Origin of the sequence: Cupriavidus sp. WS (genome assembly GCF_000395345.1) — a bacterium.
GTDB classification, from domain to species: Bacteria; Pseudomonadota; Gammaproteobacteria; order Burkholderiales; family Burkholderiaceae; genus Cupriavidus; species Cupriavidus basilensis_B.
Genome location: NZ_AQPL01000320.1, coordinates 1 through 18,056 on the forward strand (window position 1 = coordinate 1; position 18,056 = coordinate 18,056).

General features: G+C 69.8%; 15 protein-coding genes. 8 read left to right on the forward strand and 7 right to left on the reverse strand.

Annotation, left to right across the window (positions count from 1 at the left end; translation table 11 throughout):
• Positions 1–295: 295 nt before the first annotated feature.
• The 5 genes from K206_RS0124370 to K206_RS0124390 all read right to left on the reverse strand — a co-directional run bounded on the left by K206_RS0124370 (position 296) and on the right by K206_RS0124390 (position 6,519).
• Positions 296–1,441 (reverse strand): BMP family ABC transporter substrate-binding protein, encoded by a 1,146-nt coding sequence (locus K206_RS0124370; protein WP_020205006.1) that lies wholly within the window; start codon positions 1,439–1,441, stop codon positions 296–298.
• A gap of 166 nt (positions 1,442–1,607) precedes the next feature.
• The gene (locus tag K206_RS0124375; RefSeq protein WP_020205007.1) at positions 1,608–2,528 is read right to left on the reverse strand and encodes an ABC transporter permease; all 921 of its coding nucleotides are present in this window, start codon (positions 2,526–2,528) and stop codon (positions 1,608–1,610) included.
• A gap of 16 nt (positions 2,529–2,544) precedes the next feature.
• On the reverse strand, positions 2,545–3,645 hold the full coding sequence (locus K206_RS0124380) for an ABC transporter permease (protein WP_020205008.1): 1,101 nt from the start codon (positions 3,643–3,645) through the stop codon (positions 2,545–2,547).
• Positions 3,638–5,209, reverse strand: a complete 1,572-nt coding sequence (locus K206_RS0124385) for an ABC transporter ATP-binding protein (RefSeq protein WP_020423885.1) — start codon at positions 5,207–5,209, stop codon at positions 3,638–3,640. The genes K206_RS0124380 and K206_RS0124385 overlap by 8 nt, the downstream gene beginning before the upstream one ends.
• 383 nt (positions 5,210–5,592) lie before the next feature.
• A complete protein-coding gene (locus tag K206_RS0124390) occupies positions 5,593–6,519 on the reverse strand; it encodes a pirin family protein (RefSeq protein WP_020205010.1) in 927 nt (308 codons plus the stop codon).
• Positions 6,520–7,212: 693 nt separating this feature from the next.
• On the opposite strand from K206_RS0124390, the gene K206_RS0124395 reads away from it, so the two are divergent.
• From K206_RS0124395 to K206_RS0124410, 4 genes are read left to right on the forward strand one after another with little or no spacing between them, the layout of a single operon-like run.
• Entirely contained in the window at positions 7,213–7,929 is a 717-nt protein-coding gene (locus K206_RS0124395) for an ABC transporter permease (RefSeq protein WP_020205011.1), read from the forward strand.
• A gap of 38 nt (positions 7,930–7,967) precedes the next feature.
• Positions 7,968–8,945, forward strand: coding sequence for a glycine betaine ABC transporter substrate-binding protein (locus K206_RS0124400; RefSeq protein WP_020205012.1), 978 nt, complete (start codon positions 7,968–7,970; stop codon positions 8,943–8,945).
• Positions 8,946–8,955: 10 nt separating this feature from the next.
• Complete coding sequence (locus K206_RS0124405) at positions 8,956–9,603, forward strand: ABC transporter permease (RefSeq protein ID WP_020205013.1); 648 nt, start codon at positions 8,956–8,958, stop codon at positions 9,601–9,603.
• A gap of 1 nt (position 9,604) precedes the next feature.
• Entirely contained in the window at positions 9,605–10,774 is a 1,170-nt protein-coding gene (locus K206_RS0124410) for a betaine/proline/choline family ABC transporter ATP-binding protein (RefSeq protein WP_020205014.1), read from the forward strand.
• A 126-nt stretch (positions 10,775–10,900) separates the two neighbouring features.
• Here the strand turns inward: K206_RS0124410 and K206_RS0124415 are convergent, their stop codons facing one another.
• Complete coding sequence (locus tag K206_RS0124415; protein ID WP_020205015.1) at positions 10,901–12,484, reverse strand: aldehyde dehydrogenase (NADP(+)); 1,584 nt, start codon at positions 12,482–12,484, stop codon at positions 10,901–10,903.
• A gap of 239 nt (positions 12,485–12,723) precedes the next feature.
• The gene (locus K206_RS0124420; protein ID WP_020205016.1) at positions 12,724–13,470 is read right to left on the reverse strand and encodes an FCD domain-containing protein; all 747 of its coding nucleotides are present in this window, start codon (positions 13,468–13,470) and stop codon (positions 12,724–12,726) included.
• A 242-nt stretch (positions 13,471–13,712) separates the two neighbouring features.
• Between K206_RS0124420 and gudD the strand changes: the two genes are divergently transcribed.
• The 4 genes from gudD (at position 13,713) to K206_RS0124440 (ending at position 17,970) form a co-directional block, all read left to right on the forward strand.
• Positions 13,713–15,095, forward strand: coding sequence for a glucarate dehydratase (gene gudD, locus K206_RS0124425; RefSeq protein WP_020205017.1), 1,383 nt, complete (start codon positions 13,713–13,715; stop codon positions 15,093–15,095).
• A gap of 121 nt (positions 15,096–15,216) precedes the next feature.
• Positions 15,217–16,224: a tripartite tricarboxylate transporter substrate binding protein gene (locus K206_RS0124430; protein WP_020205018.1), complete on the forward strand. Its 1,008-nt coding sequence runs from the start codon at positions 15,217–15,219 to the stop codon at positions 16,222–16,224.
• A gap of 111 nt (positions 16,225–16,335) precedes the next feature.
• Entirely contained in the window at positions 16,336–16,710 is a 375-nt protein-coding gene (locus tag K206_RS0124435; protein ID WP_020205019.1) for a hypothetical protein, read from the forward strand.
• 90 nt (positions 16,711–16,800) lie between these two features.
• Positions 16,801–17,970, forward strand: a complete 1,170-nt coding sequence (locus tag K206_RS0124440; RefSeq protein WP_155888202.1) for a J domain-containing protein — start codon at positions 16,801–16,803, stop codon at positions 17,968–17,970.
• The last annotated feature ends 86 nt before the right edge of the window (positions 17,971–18,056 follow it).

The following is an 18,056-nucleotide window of genomic DNA, read 5'->3' on the forward strand; positions in this document are numbered from 1 at the left end:
CCACAGGCCCCACCACGAAACCAATAACCCTCGCATCCCTGTTCGGCTCTGCCTCTGCCGGCCAGGCAGCCCGCTTTCTTTGCCTACTTTCTTTTCGGGGAAAAGAAAGTAGGTCGCTCCGGGGGAGCGAAAGCCTTTGACTTTGAAGTTGAAGTTAAGCGGTTGACTTTGACGTTAAGCAGTTGATTTTGAATTTGACTTCGAAGCACAAAAGCCACCCCCCCCCAATCCCCCAACGACAAAAAAAGCGGCAGACGCTAAAACCCCATCCACCGCTCCCCACTACCTCCAACCATCACCCCGGAATCTTCCCCTCCACACCCTCCACGTAGAACTTGATCCCATGCAGGAAGCCGTCGTCGGCGACCTGATCCTTGGCCAACTGTTCCTTGCCGGTGTTGTCCTTGAGCGGACCCTTCCAGATCGGCGCCGAGCCGTCGGCGATGCCCTTCTTGCGCTCGTCCACCAGCGCCTTGACGTCATCCGGCACCACCGCGTTGAAGGCCTTGAGGTCGATCATGCCTTCCTTGATGCCCCACCACGTGGTGCCGTTCTTCCACTGGTTGGCCAGCACGTCGCCGACCACCTTGTTGTAGTAGACGCCCCACGAGATCGCCGAGGCGGCCAGGTGGGCTTTCTCGCCGAACTTGCTCATGTCGCTGTCCCAGCCGAACGCGTACACGCCCTTTTCCTGGGCGGTCTGCACCACGGCGGCGGAGTCGGTGTTCTGCATCAGCATGTCCACGCCCTGGCCGATCAGGGTGGTGGCGGCTTCGCGTTCCTTGCCCGGGTCGAACCATTTGTTCACCCACACCACCTTGACCGTGGCCTTGGGGTTGACGCTGCGCGCGCCCAGCGTGAACGAGTCGATGTTGCGGATCACCTCGGGGATGGGCACCGACGCGACCACGCCCATCTTGCCGCTCTTGCTCATCTTGCCGGCCACCACGCCGGCGAGGTAGGCGCCTTCATAGGTGCGCACGTCGTACTGCGCCAGGTTGTCGGCGGTCTTGAAGCCGGTGGCGTGCTCGAACTTCACGTCCGGGAATTCCTTGGCGACCTTGAGCATCGACTCCATGTAGCCGAAGGTGGTGCCGAAGATCAGCTTGTTGCCCTGGGCGGCCAGGTCGCGGAACACGCGCTCGGCGTCGGCGGCCGATTCGGGCACGTTCTCGACGAACGAGGTCTTCACCTTGTCGCCGTATTTTTCTTCCACGGCCTTGCGGCCGGCGTCGTGCGCGTAGGTCCAACCGGCGTCGCCCACCGGCCCGATGTAGACGAAGGCGACCTTGAGCGGTTCGGCCTTCTGCTCGGCCACCGGGGCCGAGGCGGGTGCGGCGCTTTCGGCGGGCTTCTCGGCTTCCTTCTGGCCGCAGCCGGCGAGGGCCAGCACGGCGGTGGCGGCGAATGCCGCCAGGGTTTTCCTGCGCGTGACGATCATGGTTTCTCCTTGAAATGACCTGGCTGGTTAGTGATTGTTATGACTAAGGGTGCTAAGGGTGCTAAAGGTGCGACAGTGGCTCGACTGCGATTCCCGAACGCCGGAATCCGGCGTGGCGGCGCCCCCGCGGGCGCCGCCACCGGGCAAGAAAGCTGCGTGAAGGAGATCAGGCGGCACCGGGGCGGAACGGCTTGCCGAGCGACGCCGGCATGTTCAGGCGGATCCACGCCGGGTTGCGTGAGATCAGCGCCAGCACCACGATGGTGGCCGCGTAGGGCAGCATCGACAGGATCTGCGACGGCACCGCCACGCCGATGCCCTGCAGGTAGAACTGCAGGATGGTGACGCCGCCGAACAGCCACGCGCCGGCCAGCACGCGGCCCGGGCGCCAGGTGGCGAAGGTGGTCAGCGCCAGCGCGATCCAGCCGCGCCCGGCCACCAGGTTCTCCACCCACATCGGCGTGTACACCAGCGACAGGTAGGCGCCGGCCAGCCCGCAGCAGGCGCCGCCGAACAGCAGCGCGCCGAAGCGGATCAGGCGCACCGGATAGCCCAGCGCGTGGGCCGACTCGGGCGACTCGCCGATGGCGCGCAGCGTCAGTCCGGCGCGCGTGCGGAACAGGAACCACGCGATGGCCGCGCACAGCAGCAGGCTGAAATACACCATCCAGTGCTGCTGGAAGAAGGCCGGCCCGAAGAACGGGATGTCGGCCAGCCCGGGAACCGACCTGGCCTGCGAGGGCATGGCGAAGCCGACGAAGCGCTGGCCCATGAAGGCCGACAGCCCGGTGCCGAAGATCGACAGCGCCAGGCCGGTGGCGACCTGGTTGGTGGCCAGCACCAGCGCCAGCCACGAGAACAGCGTGGCCATGACCATGCCGGCCAGCGCGCCGGCGGCGAAGCCGATCATCGGCGACTGGGTCTGGTAGCCGGCCATGAAGCCGAACGCGGCCGCCACCAGCATCATGCCTTCGGCGCCGAGGTTGAGCACGCCGGCGCGCTCGTTGATGAGCAGGCCGAGCGCGGCCAGCAGCAGCGGCGTGCCGGCGTTGATCGCGGTGGCGATGAGGGGTGCGAATTGTTCCATGTACGTGGGTTCTCGCTCAGGCGGCCTTGGCGCGCCAGCGCAGGCGGTTGTCGATCAGCGTGTCGCTGGCCAGCAGGAAGAACAGCAGCATGCCCTGGAACACCGAGCCGATGGCCGAGGGCAGGCCCAGGCGCGACTGCGCCATCTCGCCGCCGATGTAGAACAGGGACATGACGATGCCGCCGAACACCGTGCCCACCGGATGCAGGCGGCCGACGAAGGCCACGATGATGGCGGTGAAGCCGTAGCCCGGCGAGATCGACGGCAGCAACTGGCCGATCGGCCCGGTCACTTCGAAGGCGCCCGCCAGGCCGGCGGTGCCGCCCGAGATCATCAGCGCGCTCCACAGCGAGCGGCGCGCCGAGAAGCCCGCATAGCGCGCCGCCGCCGGCGCGGTGCCGCCCACCTGCAGGCGGTAGCCGGCGAAGCTGCGGAAGATGAAGGCCGTCATGGCCACCACCAGCACCAGCATCACCGCGAAGCCGGCGTGCAGGCGCGAGCCCGCCATCAGGTTGGGCAGCAGGAACTCGGCGGAGAACACCTTGGACTGCGGGAAGTTCATGCCGTTGGGGTCCTTGAGCGGGCCGTTGACCACGTACAGCATCAGCTGCTGCGCGATGTAGGTCAGCATCAGCGACACCAGGATCTCGTTGGCGTTGAACTTGTCCTTGAGCGCGGCAGTGAGCGAGGCCCAGAACATGCCGCCGATCACGCCCGCGAGCGACGCCAGCACCAGCACCACGGTGCCGTTGACGGCGTGCCCCGGCACGTCGAAATACAGCACGGTGGCGCCGGCGAAGATGCCGCCCACGATGAGCTGGCCGTCGGCGCCGATGTTCCAGATATTGGCGCGGTAGCACACGGAGAGGCCGAGCGCGCACAGCACCAGCGGCACGGTCTTGAGCAGCACCTCGCCGATGGCGCGGCGGTCCTTGAGCGGATCGACCAGGAAGACCTTGAGCGCGGCCACCGGGTCCTTGCCGAGCAGCAGGAACAGCAGCGCGCCGAACACCAGCGTGAGCGCCAGCGCGATGAACGGCGAGGCATAGGCCATGCGGCGCGAGGGCAGGCCGCGCGGGGCCAGCGAGAGCGGCGAGCGGAGCAGGAAATCAGGCATGGAGTGCTGCCTCCCGCGGTTCCTGCTGGCCGCCCGGTCCGCCTTCCCACAAGCCGCTCATCCACAGGCCGACCTGCTCGCGCGTGGCGTCCCGGGCCGGGATCGACGGCGACAGCCGGCCCTTGGCGATCACGTGCAGGCGGTCGCAGATGGCGAACAGTTCGTCCAGTTCCTCGGACACCACCAGCAGCGCGCAGCCGGTGGCCTTGAGGGCCAGCAGCTCGTTGTGGATCTGCGCCGCGGCGCCGACGTCCACGCCCCAGGTGGGCTGGGCCACGATCAGCACCTTGGGGCCGCTCTCGATCTCGCGGCCGACGATGAATTTCTGCAGGTTGCCGCCCGACAGGCTCTTGGCCAGCGCCTGCGGCCCGCTGGCCTTGACGCGGAAGCGCGTGATCACGGCCTGCGCCAGCCCGGCCGCGGCCTTGGGCGAGATCATGCCGCGCCGCACGTAGGGCGCGGACTGGTGCGACAGCAGCGTGTTGGCGGCCAGGCTCATGCCCGGCACCGCGCCGCGGCCCAGGCGCTCCTCCGGCACGAAGGCCAGGCCGGCGCGGCGGCGCGCGCGCGCGTCGAGGCGGCCGACCGGCTTGTCGTCGAGCAGCACCGCGCCGCGCTCGGCGCGCGTGTCCTCGCCCGACAGCGCCGCCAGCAGTTCCTGCTGGCCGTTGCCGGACACGCCGGCGATGCCGACGATCTCGCCCGCGCGCAGGTCCATCGCGATGTCCGACAGCTCGGTGGCGAAGGCATGCGCGCGCGGCAGCGAGAGCGCGCGCACCGCCAGGCGGCAGGCGCCCGGCTCGGTCTGCACGCGCGCCTCGCGCGGCGGCTCGCCGCCGATCATCAGGCGCGACAGCGAGGCCGCGCTCTCCTGGCGCGGATCGCACACGCCGGTGACGCGGCCCATGCGCATCACCGTGGCGCTGTGGCAGAGCTCGCGGATCTCGTCGAGCTTGTGGCTGATGTACAGGATGCTGGTGCCTTCGGCGGCAAGCTGGCGCAGCGTGACGAACAGCGTCTGCACGGCCTGCGGCGTGAGCACCGAGGTGGGCTCGTCGAGGATCAGCAGTTGCGGCCTGGCCAGCAGCGCGCGCACGATCTCCACGCGCTGGCGCTCGCCCACCGACAGCGTGTGCACGTGGCGGTTGGGCTCGAGCGGCAGGCCGTAGCGCTGCGCGGTCTCGCGGATGCGCTCGGCCAGCTGCTTCATGCTGGCGTTGTCCTTGCCCTTGCCGCGCGGCAGGCCCAGCGCGATGTTCTCGGTGACGGTCAGCGTGTCGAACAGCGAGAAATGCTGGAACACCATCGCGATGCCCAGGTTGCGGGCATCGTGCGGATTGTGGATGGCGGCGGGTGCACCGTTGAAGTGCATCTCGCCGGCGTCGGGCTTGACCGCGCCGAAGATGATCTTCATCAGGGTGGACTTGCCGGCGCCGTTCTCGCCGAGGACGGCGTGGATCTCGCCGGGAGCCACGACGAGCGAGACGTCGTCGTTGGCGGTTACGCCGGGGTAGCGCTTGCTGATATGCGCAAGCGCCAGCCGGGGAGGGGTGCTTAGGGTCACTGAGGCGGCTCGAATTGTTATGGCAGCAACGTTGGTCGACGTTCTTCGCAGGCGGCACCTCCTGCGGCGCGACGGGCAGGATCGCCGCATCGCATCGCCGGGACCATCACGGGATGGTGATGCCGTTTATTAAGCGAGGATTATATAAGTGCGCGGGGGCCGGACAGCCTGTTCCGGGCTGTTTCGGCGGCCCCGCAACGGTTGCAGGCAGGTTGCAAGTCGCATGCCGGGGCGTGGCGCCCGCGCCGCCGCGCAGCCGGCGCGGGCGCTGGCAAGGACGGGCGGCGCAGGCGGGCGGCAAGGCGAAAAAACGCCCCGGGAGCAGGGTGCTCCCGGGGCTGTCGCGGGAAGGGCGCGTTGCCTTCTCGCCTGGGCGCGGCGCTTCAGGCGCCGTTGTTCGCCGCGATCCGGTTGAAGCGGCCTTCGCGGAAATCCGCCAGGGTCTGGTAGATCTCCTCCTGGCTGTTCATCACGAACGGCCCATATTGCACGATCGGCTCGCCCAGCGGCTTGCCCGCGATCAGCAGGAAGCGCGCATCGGTGGTCGCCGTCACCGTCACGCCGTCGGCGCCGGCGGCGTTGTCGAGCACGCCCATGCGCTGCGCTTCGAGCGCGGCCGCGTTGTCGCCGCTGCCCACCGCGATCTCGCCGCGGTAGGTGTACAGGAAGGCGTTATGGCCCGCGGGCAGCGCCTGCGAGAAGCGCTGGCCAGCCGGCAGCGACACGTCGAGGTAGAGCGGCTCCGTCACCGGGCGCGCGACCGCGCCGGCCACGCCGTGCGAGGCGCCCGCCAGCACGCGCACGGTGGCGCCGCCCGGCAGCGCCACCGTGGGCACGGCGGCGGCGGGCAGGTCGCGGTACCACGGCGCGGTCATCTTGTCGGCGGCCGGCAGGTTCAGCCAGAGCTGGAAGCCTTCCATGCGGCCGTCTTCCTGCTCGGGCATCTCCGAGTGCACCACGCCGGCGCCGGCCACCATCCACTGGGCGCCGCCGTTTTCCAGCAGGCCTTCGTTGCCGGCGCTGTCGCGGTGGCGCATGCGTCCGGCCAGCATGTAGGTGATGGTCTCGAAGCCGCGGTGCGGGTGGTCGGGGAAGCCGCCGATGTAGTCGTCGCGGCTGTCGGTGCCGAAGGCGTCCAGCATCAGGAACGGGTCGAGGCGGCGCTGCAGGTTCTGCGTCAGCACGCGGGTCAGCTTGACGCCGGCGCCGTCCGAGGTGGCGATGCCGCGCACCACGCGGTCGATCGCGCGCGATTGCTGCACGGTTTCCGTGGCGGTGGCCGGAATGGTCGGGATGGTGCGTTGTTCCATGTTCGATCTCCTGTGGGGGCGGGGGCGGCGGCAATGGCGCGCGGTCCCCGTTGGCTACCCTCCCAATTTAAGGGTTTGGCCCGAAAGCGGTAGAGGGCGGGCGGGCAACAGATTGTTCTGATAGTGATACGGTGCGGGGCTGTTCGATGCCGGTTTTTGCAACAACGCGGCAGCCCCCGGCGCTGTAGGACAAACACCGACAATGGCCCGCGGGCACGGCGGGAAATGCCGGAAGATGACAAGATGGGTGTAAATGCGTATAATAGCGCTCTCGTTGTCATCCGATGCTGCGTAATCGCGCGTGAGGCACAAACGTTGGTCATGGCCCGGCAAGCTGCCCGGCCTGCCTCTTGTGTCCTGATCGCTGCCTGCGCCGCATCGGCCGATTGATCCGGCGGCGCGTCGGAAAACCATCAACTCTGCGCTGCCACTGGCCACCCTGTTCCGCGTCCTCGCGGCGGGCTGCGCCGCTCCAGGGACCCCGGCTTCATCGTCCGGGGTTCCGTCAAATGGGTTTCCCCGCCTCGCGGCGTGGAGCCCGGCGCCCGTCCACCGGCTCATCTGCCGGTCATGGCGGGCAAGACAATCCAGTCAGGGCCGGCGGCCCCCGTTTGCACCGCCCGCGCCCGTTTTATCGTCCGCTGGTCCGGATGTGGCGCCTCGTGCCCGCATGCGGCGCGGGGAGAGGGGAATATGTCCAAGCAATCCGTGCGGGCGCTCGCCTGGGGATGTCTCGCGCTTGCCGCGCTGGCCGGACTGGCCGCGTGGATCGGCGTCGACATCATCCGGCAATACCGGGAGCGCCTGTGGTACGACGTGGCCGACCACCTGCGCCTGGTGGCGTGGTCGATGGCGCTGGCGCTGGCCACCGGCATCCCGGCCGGCATCGCCCTGAGCCGGCCCTGCATGCGCCGCTGGGCCGGCCGCCTGATGCAGGTCTTCAACGTCGGCAACACCGTGCCCTCGCTGGCGGTGCTGGCGCTGGCGCTGGCCGTGCTCGGCATCGGCGAGCGGCCCGCCATCCTGGCGCTGTGGCTGGCCTCGCTGCTGCCGATCGTGCGCAATACCTGCGAAGGCCTGCTCGGCGTGTCGCCGGCGCTGACCGAGGCCGCGCGCGGGCTCGGCATGACGGCGCGCCAGTGCCTGCTGCGCGTGGAGCTGCCCAATGCGCTGCCGGTGATCCTGGCCGGCGTGCGCATCAGCCTCGTCATCAACGTCGGCACCGTGCCGCTGTCGTTCCTGATCGGCGCCAACAGCCTGGGCGAGCTGATCTTCCCCGGCATCTACCTCAACAACCAGCCGCTGCTGCTGCTCGGCGCGGCCGCCACCGCGCTGCTGGCGCTGGCGCTCGACGGCCTGTTCGCCGCCGCCGGCCATTGCTACCTGCGTAGCCGCGGGCTGGTCCGCTGAGCGCCGCGCACCGCACCGCGCACCACAAGGAGAATCCGATGCAACCGATCAAGAACGGACTGGCGAAACTGGCCGCCGCGCTGGCGCCGGCCGCGGCGCGTCTGTTGGCGCGCACACTGGCGCGCCCCGCCGTCTCGCTGGCGGTGCTGGCCGCCTGCGCCGCGGCCGCGCTGGGCATGCCGGCGCATGCCGACACCATCCGCGTGGGCGGCAAGAACTTCACCGAGCAGCTGATCCTGTCGTCGATGACGGCGCAATACCTCAAGGCCAAGGGGCTCGACACCGAGCTGACTTCCGGCCTGGGCAGCACGCTGATGCGCCAGGCCCAGGAAAGCGCGCAGCTCGACGTGGTGTGGGACTACACCGGCACCGCGCTGATCGTCTTCAACAAGGTCGAGGAAAAGCTCGGCGCGCAGGAGAGCTACGAGCGCGTCAAGGCGCTCGACGCCGCGCGCGGGCTGGTCTGGCTCGACGCCTCCGGCATCAACAACACCTACGCGCTGGCGATGCCGCGCAAGCGCGCCGAGGCCGCCGGCGTGACCACGCTGTCCGCGTTTGCCGGGAAGATGCGCGCGGCCGGCGAGGGCAGCGCGCATCCGTTCGCGGTCGACATGGAGTTTGCCGCGCGGCCCGATGGCCTGGAGCCGCTCAAGGCGCTCTACCAGTTGCCGTTCGCGCGCCGCGACGTGATCCAGCTCGATCCGGGCCTGGTCTACACCGCGCTGAAGAACGACCAGGTCGAGCTGGGCCTGGTCTACACCACCGACGGCCGCGTCAAGGGCTTCGACCTCGTGCTGCTCGAGGACGACCTGCATTTCTTTCCCGCGTACAACGCGGCGCCGGTGGTGCGCCAGGCGACGCTGGCGCAGCACCCGGAACTGGCGGCGCTGCTCAACGCGCTCGCGGCCGCGCTCGACAACGCGGCCATGACCGCGATGAACTACCAGGTCGACATCGGCCAGCAGCCGGTCGACAAGGTGGCGCAGGATTTCCTGCGCGGCCACGGCCTGATCTGAGGGCGGCCGCATGGACCTGACGGCCTACCTGCAGCACGCCTGGCCCACGCTGCTGCGGCTGACCGGCCAGCATCTCGCGCTGGTGGGCTCGGCGGTGGGGCTGGCGATCGTCGCCGGCGTGCCGCTGGGCATCCTGTGCGCGCGCTTCCGCTTTCTCGCCACGCCGCTGCTGACGCTGGCCACCATCGTGCTGACGCTGCCGTCGATCGCGCTGTTCGGCCTGATGATCCCGGTGTTCGCGCGCTTCGGCCACGCGCTCGGCTACGTGCCGGCGGTGACGGCGGTGTTCCTGTATTCGCTGCTGCCGATCATGCGCAACACCTGCGTGGCGCTGGCCAGCGTGGACGACGGCATCCAGGAAGCCGGGCGCGGCATCGGCATGACCACCTGGCAGCGCATGCGGCTGGTGGACCTGCCGCTGGCCGTGCCGGTGATCCTCGGCGGCGTGCGCACCGCCGTGGTGATGAACATCGGCGTGGCCACCATCGCCGCCATCATCGGCGCGGGCGGCCTCGGGGTGCTGATCCTGCAGGCGATCAGCCAGAGCAACATGAGCAAGCTGGCGGTGGGCGCCGTGCTGGTCAGCGTGCTCGCCATCGTGGCCGATGCCTGCCTGCAGTGGCTGCAGCGCGCGCTGACGCCGAAAGGAATCCGCTGACATGATCGGACTCGACCAACTCACCAAGACCTTCCGCCAGAAGGACGGCGCCGAAGTGCGCGCCGTCGACGCCGTCTCGATGACGGTGCCCAGGGGCGAGATCTGCGTCTTCCTGGGGCCTTCGGGCTGCGGCAAGACCACCACGCTCAAGATGATCAACCGCCTGATCCGGCCCAGCGCCGGGCGCGTGCTGATCGACGGCGAGGACACCGCGCGCGTGGACGAGGTCACGCTGCGGCGCAAGATCGGCTACGTGATCCAGCAGATCGGCCTGTTCCCCAACATGACCATCGAGCAGAACATCATGGTGGTGCCGCGCCTGCTGGGCTGGGACAAGAAGCACTGCCGCGAGCGCGCGCGCGAGCTGATGTCGATGGTGCAGCTCGACCCCGGCAAGATGCTGTCGCGCTACCCGCGCGAGCTCTCGGGCGGGCAGCAGCAGCGCATCGGCGTGATCCGCGCGCTGGCCGCCGACGCGCCGGTGCTGCTGATGGACGAGCCGTTCGGCGCGGTCGACCCGATCAACCGCGAGAGCATCCAGAACGAGTTCCTGCTGATGCAGCGCCAGCTCGGCAAGACCGTCATCATGGTCTCGCACGACATCGACGAAGCCATCAAGCTCGGCGACCGCGTGGCGATATTCCGGCGCGGCAGGCTGGTGCAGTTCGACCATCCCGACGCGCTGCTCGCGCATCCCGCCGACGACTTCGTGCAGGCCTTCGTCGGCCACGACAACACGCTCAAGCGCCTGCTGCTGGTGCGCGCCGGCGACGCCGCCACGCTGGCGCAAAGCTGCGCGCCCGACATGCCGCTGGCGCAGGCCTTCGGCCTCATGGACGAAGCCGACGTGCGCCAGTTGCCGGTGGTGGATGCCGCCCGGCGCGCGCTCGGCTACGTCACGCGCCGCGACGCGCGCGGCGGGCAGGGCACGTGCGCCGACGCCATGCGTCCGTTCAAGGCCACCGCCGCGTTCGACGAGCACCTGCGCATCGTGCTGTCGCGCATGTACCAGCACAACACCAGCTGGCTGCCGGTGCTCGACGCCGATGGCGTGTACCTGGGCGAGGTCACGCAGGAATCGATCGCGGACTACCTGAGTTCGGGGCGCTCGCGCGGCAACGCAGCCGTAATCCGGCCGCCGCAGGCGCCGCCCGAGCGCGCGGCCGCGTGAGGCGCGCCGGCAAAGCCGGTGCAAGAGGATCAGACCAGGGCGCCGAACGAAGCCAGCGAACGGGCCCATGCAAAAGGGCCGGAATCCCCGGCCCTTCGCCATGACGGCAACGCCTGCCGCGTGCGCTTATTCGCGCCCGAGCTGCCCATCCTTCAGGCGCCACGCGCCCAGCGGATTGCCATCCTGCAGCACCGGCGGCAGCAGCTCGGCCGGCACGTTCTGGTAGCACACCGGGCGCAGGAAACGCTCGATGGCGGAAGCGCCCACCGAGGTCGAGCGCGTGTCCGACGTCGCCGGGAACGGGCCGCCGTGCACCATCGCGTAGGCCACCTCCACGCCGGTGGGATAGCCGTTGAACAGCACGCGGCCCACCTTGCGCTCGAGCACCGTCAGCAGGCTGGCGGCCTCGGCGCGGTCGCCGGCGTCGGCCTGCACGGTGGCGGTGAGCTGGCCTTCGAGGCGGCGCGCCACGGCCAGCATTTCCGCGTGGTCGCGGCAGACCACCAGCACCGAGGTCGGGCCGAACACTTCCGCCTCCATGCGGTGGTCGGCGAGGAACTGCGCCGCGGTGGTCTCGAACAGCGCCGGGCGGGCCTGGTTGGGGCCGTTGGCCGCGAGGCCGCTGCCGATGCGGCGCAGGCCTTCGATCTCGCTCAGTTGCGCCACGCCCTTTTCATAAGCCTGGCAGATGCCCGGCGTCAGCATGGTGCCCGCGGCTTTCTCCGCCAGCGCGGCGACCGTGCCCTGGCGGAACACGTCGAGCGCCGGGCTTTCCACCGCCAGCAGCAGGCCGGGGTTGGTGCAGAACTGGCCCACGCCCATCACCAGCGATTCCACCAGGTTGCGCGCGATGTCGGCGGCGCGCGCGTTGAGCGCGGCGGGCAGCAGGAACACCGGGTTGATGCTGCTCATCTCGGCATAGACCGGGATCGGCTGCGGCCGGCTGTTGGCGGCCTGCACCAGGGCCAGGCCGCCGCTGCGCGAGCCGGTGAAGCCGACCGCCTGGATCGCCGGGTGCGCCACCAGCGCGGTGCCGATGGCGAAGCCGCCGGCCAGCAGCGAGAACACGCCTTCCGGCAGGCCGGCATCGGCCACCGCCTGCTGGATCACGCGGCCGACCAGCTCGGAGGTGCCGGGGTGGGCCGGGTGCGCCTTGACCACCACCGGGCAGCCGGCCGCCAGCGCCGACGCGGTATCGCCGCCCGCCACCGAGAACGCCAGCGGGAAGTTGCTGGCGCCGAACACCGCGACCGGACCCACGGCGATCTTCTGCAGGCGCAGGTCGGGGCGCGGCGGGGTGCGCTCGGGCAGCGCGGCGTCGAGCGTGGCGGCCTGCCAGCGGCCGTCGCGCAGCACGCTTGCGAACAGGCGCAACTGGTTGGCGGTGCGGGCGCGCTCGCCTTGCAGGCGCGCCAGCGGCAGCGCGCTTTCGGCGTGGGCACGCTCGATCAGCGTGTCGCCCAGCGCTTCCAGGCCGCCGGCGATGGCTTCCAGGAACTGCGCGCGCGTCTCGGGCGAGGTGTTGCGGTAGGTGTCGAAGGCCGCTTCGGCCAGCGCGCAGGCGCGCGCGGCATCGGCCGCGTCGCCGCCGTGGAACGCTGGCGCGAGGATCTCGCCGGTGGCCGGGTTGGTGGCATGGAGGATCTCGGCGGTGCCGCGCACGGCGCTGGCGCCGATCAGCATTTCACCGGTGATGGCGGTGGTGGTCATGGGAGGGGGTTCCTTCGACTGCGGTCAAATGGGCGCCCGGGCTGCGGGCGGGGTGACGGGCCGGGCGCGGCGGTGCGCCGCGCATAATCATAAGACATCCTACAACAACATCTGCCTTGCCCACAAGCGGAAGGCCGGTAGCACGGGGCGTGCGGCCGCTGGGGCATGGGGAGACGGGGCGATAGGGCTATACGGCGATAGGACGATGGGGCGGCGGATGGTGCCGGCGGAGCGGCGGCTCAGCCGCCCTCGACCGCGGCCGACGCCTTGCGCAGCCGCTCGCGGCTGTTGGTCAGGTGCATGCGCATCGCCGCCTTGGCGCCTTCGGGGTCGCGCCGCTCGATGGCGTCGTAGATGTTCTCGTGCTCGATGTTGACGCGCTCGAGGTACTGCGCGCGCTCCTGCGCGCTCACGTGCAGGCGGCTGCGCGGAATCACCGTGGTGCCCAGGTGGCCCATGATGTCGGTGAAATAGCGGTTGCCGGTGGCGCGCGCGATGGCGAGGTGGAATTCGAAGTCCGCGCCCACCGAATCCTTGCCGTCGGTGGCGGTGCGCTTGAGCTCGTCGAGCGCGCCGCGCATGACCGCGAGCTGTTCGTCGCTGCGGCGCGTGGCGGCGAGGCTGGCGGCCTCGGCCTCCAGGCTGACGCGGAATTCCAGCATGGCCAGCACGTCCATCGCGGTGATCATGGCGGCGGGGTCGATGCGGAACGGCGAGGCGCTCTCGGCCGGGCGCGCCAGCACGAAGGTGCCGATGCCGTGGCGGGTCTCGACCAGGCCGCTGGCCTGCAGGCGCGACAGCGCTTCGCGCACCACGGTGCGGCTCACGCCCAGCGCGCTCATGATCTCCGACTCGGTGGGCAGCTTGTCGCCCGGCTTGAGCGCGCCCTGCTGGATCCGTTCGCTCAGGTTGCTCACCGCCTCTTCGGCAAGCGTGCGGCCGCGGCGCCGCAGCGGGGTGGAGGAAGCGAGCATGGGGTTTGACATGGTGAGGGCGGGGACTTGACCGGGTCGCGATGGCCTCATTATACTGCGTCGTAAGTCGTATGACGACCGATAACAGCTTTCTGGCAGGACGAGACTTGCCGCCGCGCACCGCGGCCTGCCACCGCCGCTAGCATGAGAAAGCCGGCCCCAGCCGGCGCAGCCAAGCCCGAGACAACCCGCAGCGCCGGCCGCCGCCTGGCCGTCCGGCGCGCATTGCGCCGCACCTTGCGCCGAAATCCGACATGACCCAAACGCCTGTTTCCGCTGCCCGCGACGCCTCGCCGGCAAGCGCGCCCGCCACCGGCACGCCCGTCGTCACCGCGCTGACCGTGATCCCGGTGGCCGGCCACGACAGCATGCTGATGAACCTGTCCGGCGCGCACGGCCCGTTCTTCACCCGCAACATCGTCATCCTGGCCGACAGCGCCGGCAACACCGGCGTGGGCGAGGTGCCGGGCGGGGAGGGCATCCGCCAGACGCTGGAAGAGGCGCGCGAGCTGGTGGTGGGCCAGCCGGTCGGCAACTACCAGGCGGTGCTCAACCGCGTGCGCGGCGCCTTCGCCAGCCGCGACGCCGGCGGCCGCGGCCTGCAGACCTTCGACCTGCGCATTACCATCCACGCCGTCACCGCGCTGGAGGCGGCGCTGCTCGACCTGCTCGGCAAGCACCTCGGCGTGCCGGTGGCGGCGCTGCTCGGCGAAGGGCAGCAGCGCGACGCGGTGGAGATGCTGGGCTACCTGTTCTACGTGGGCGACCGCAACCGCACCACGCTCGGCTACCGCGGCGAGCCCGATGCCGACAACGCCTGGTTCCGCCTGCGCAACGAGGCGGCGATGGACGCCGCCGGCGTGGTCCGCCTCGCCGAGGCCGCGTTCGATCGCTACGGCTTCAACGACTTCAAGCTCAAGGGCGGCGTGCTGCGCGGCGACGAGGAGATGGAGGCGATCATCGCGCTGGCCGAGCGTTTTCCCAGGGCGCGCATCACGCTCGACCCCAACGGCGCGTGGTCGCTGGCCGAAGCCGTGCGCCTGTGCCGCGACAAGCACGGCGTGCTGGCCTACGCGGAAGACCCGTGCGGCGCCGAGGACGGCTACTCGGGCCGCGAGATCATGGCCGAGTTCCGCACCGCGACCGGCCTGCCCACCGCCACCAACATGATCGCCACCGACTGGCGCCAGATGGGCCACGCGGTGCGCCTGCAGTCGGTGGACATCCCGCTGGCCGACCCGCATTTCTGGACCATGCAGGGCTCGGTGCGCGTGGCGCAGATGTGCGCGGAGTGGGGCCTCACGTGGGGCTCGCACTCGAACAACCACTTCGACATCTCGCTGGCCATGTTCACCCACGTGGCCGCCGCCGCGCCGGGGCGCGTCACCGCCATCGACACGCACTGGATCTGGCAGGACGGCGAGCGCCTGACCCGCGCGCCGTTGAAGATCGAGAACGGCAAGGTCGCCGTGCCGAAGGCGCCCGGCCTCGGCGTGGAGCTCGACATGGCGCAGGTGGCGCTCGCGCACGAGCGCTACAAGCGCATGGGCCTGGGCGCGCGCGACGATGCCGTGGCCATGCAGTTCCTGATTCCCGGCTGGAAGTTCGACAACAAGGCGCCGTGCATGGTGAGGTGAGCGCGCCTTTCCGTGGCCGGCAGCACAAGAAAACAAGCGGTATCCGATCAGAAGTCGAAAGCCCCGGACATCCGGCATGTCCGCCATGCCCGCACCACGCATCGAGAACCAAGGAGACACCATGAACCCGTTCCAACAACCGTCCGCGCGGCGCAGGCTGTGCGCGCTCGCCGGCGCCCTGGTCGCCGCAGTGGCGGCCACCGGCGGCATCAGCGCTGCCGCCGCGCAGACCTGGCCGACCAAGGCCGTCTCGGTGGTCGTGCCGTTCCCGGCCGGCGGCTCCACCGACACCATCGCGCGCATGCTGGCGCCGCCGCTCAACGAGAAGCTCGGCCAGCCCTTCGTGGTGGACAACCGCCCGGGCGCGACCGGCGCCATCGGCGCGGCGATGGTCAAGCGCGCGCCGGCCGACGGCTACACGCTGATGGTGGCGTCGATCGGCGTCTACGCCGTGAATCCCTTCCTGCAGAAGAACCTGCCCTATGATCCGGCCAAGGATTTCGACCTGCTGACGGTGGCGGTGCGCGCGCCCAACGTGCTCGTGACCAAGCCGGGCTTCCCCGCCGGCAACCTGCAGGAACTGGTGGCGTACATGAAGAAGAACCCGGGCAAGGTGTCGTTCGCCACGTCCGGCGCGGGCTCGTCCGACCACCTGACCGCCGCGCTGTTCTGGCAGAAATCCGGCACCGACGGGCTGCACGTGCCCTACAAGGGCGGCGCGCCGGCGATCTCCGACCTGCTGGCCGGGCAGGTCGATGCGTCGTTCCAGAACATCAACGCGGTGCTGCAGCACATCCGCAGCGGCAAGCTCAAGGCGCTGGCCGTGACCGGCGACAAGCGCTCGCCGGTGCTGCCCAACGTGCCTACCATGACCGAAGGCGGCGTCAAGGACGTGGACGTCTACTCGTGGCAGGCCGTGGCCGCGCCGCGCGGGCTGCCCAAGGACGTCAAGGCCAGGCTGCACGCCGCGCTGGTCAGCGCGCTGGCCGATCCGCAGATGCGCCAGAAGCTGGCCGAAAGCGGTTTCGAGGTGGTCGCCAACACGCCCGAGCAGTTCGACCAGTTCGAGAGGCAGGAACTGCAGCGCTGGAAGGCCGTGATCGAGGCCGGGAAGATCACCAGCGAATAAGCACGCACGGGCCGCGCGGCTGGCGCGGCAGCACCGATGTCATGCTCCTTGCCCCGCCATCGCGGCGGGGCTTTTTACCTGGCGGTCCCGCGGCCTGCTACGCTTGCCGGCATGCGCCGCCCCCTCATCCGCTTCTGCAAGTCGCCGCCCTGCGTGCTGGTCGAAACCCGCTGGCTGGTGCCGCGCCGTTTCGACGGCTTCACGCCCGGCCCGCTGATCCTGCTGCGGCCCGGCGCGAGCCACGCGCTGATCGAGCACGAGAAGGTGCACGTGCGCCAGTTCTGGCGCTCCTGCGGCCTGATGGGCGTGCTCTACCTGCTCAGCCCGCGCTGGCGGCTGCGCTTCGAGCTCGAAGCCTACCGCGAGCAGCTCAGGCATTGCGAGCCGCCGGCGGCGCGCCAGTTCGCGCGCATGCTGTCGCGCCATTACCACCTGAAGATTTCCGAGGAAGAAGCGTACCGGCTGCTGACGGCGCCGGCGGCGTGAGGACGCCCGCGGCGCATGCGGTCGGCCGCGGACGGCGCCGGCCGGTTTCTCCCGCGCTTGAAAACGGCGGGTTTTTGCCGATACAGGTAAATGGAAATGGCAGCCGGGATGGGTCCGGGATTGGGCCGGTATTGGGCCGGCATTGGCCCGCGGCCGCAAAAATCCGGCGTGGGCAGTGCCCTGCCTTTCGGGAGATTCCCTTGTTTCGGCGCCCCGGGTAAAATCGGCGCCGACTTGCTTGGGGCAACGACGGGAATGCATACACATTACGATAATCTGAAGATTTCTCGTGAAGCACCACCGGAGGTCATTCGCGCGGCATACAAGGCGCTGAGCCAGAAGCATCATCCGGACCGGAACAACGGCTCGCCCGAGTCGCATCGGAACATGACGATCATCAACACGGCCTACGAGGTCCTGATCGACCCCGTGCGGCGCGCGCAGCATGACGCCTGGATCCTGGCGCAGGAGCAGGCCGAGAAAGCCGCCGCGCTGCACGCCCGGGCGCAGGCGCGGCCCGCCCCGGCGGCTTCCTCGTCGTCTTCCGCGTCCGCTTCCGCTTCCGCGAAGCGTCCCGGCCCGGCGCCGCGCCAGGCCAGTACGCAGGGCGCGGCCAAGCCCAAGGCCGCGCCGGCACCCGGCGGCGGTTCCGGCGCCGGGAAGGTGGTCGTCATGATCATTGCCGGCGTGGCGATATACGCCGCGTTCTCGACCTCGTCCCGCGCGCCGGACCGCGCCGCGCCGGCGCCGGCATGGACGCCCGCGGCCTCCGCGCCGCTGCCGATGCGCGCCTTGCCGGCCGCCGCGCGCGAACTGCCGCTGGCGCTGCCCGAACCCGGGCCGCGCTATGCGCGCAGGCCCACGGCGCCCAATGGCTATCCGTGGCCGAACCGGAGCGGCTATGTGCCCGGTTATCCCGTCCTGAAGACCAACGGCCTCTCGACGCTGACGATAGACAACACGCGCAATGACGCGGACGTGTTCCTGAAGGTGTTCTCGCTGAACGCGGGCAGCAAGACGCCCGTGCGGTTCGCTTTCATCAAGGCCGGCGCATCCTTCGAATTCGCGGGCATCGCGCCCGGCGATTTCGATGTCCGCTACATGGACCTCGATACCGGCAGGATTTCCAGGTCGGAGCCATTCACGCTCGATGAAACCGCCGAATACAACGGTACGCAATACAGCAAGACCACGCTCACGCTTTACAAGGTGCCCAACGGCAATACGCGAACGCGGGAAATCGGCGAAGGCGAATTCTAGGCAGTTCTTGGGGACTGTGGATTGCCGGGGTGCGGCCGGTACGGGAATACGCGAAATGCGTGCGGTTTTCCCGCGCGGACGGCGGA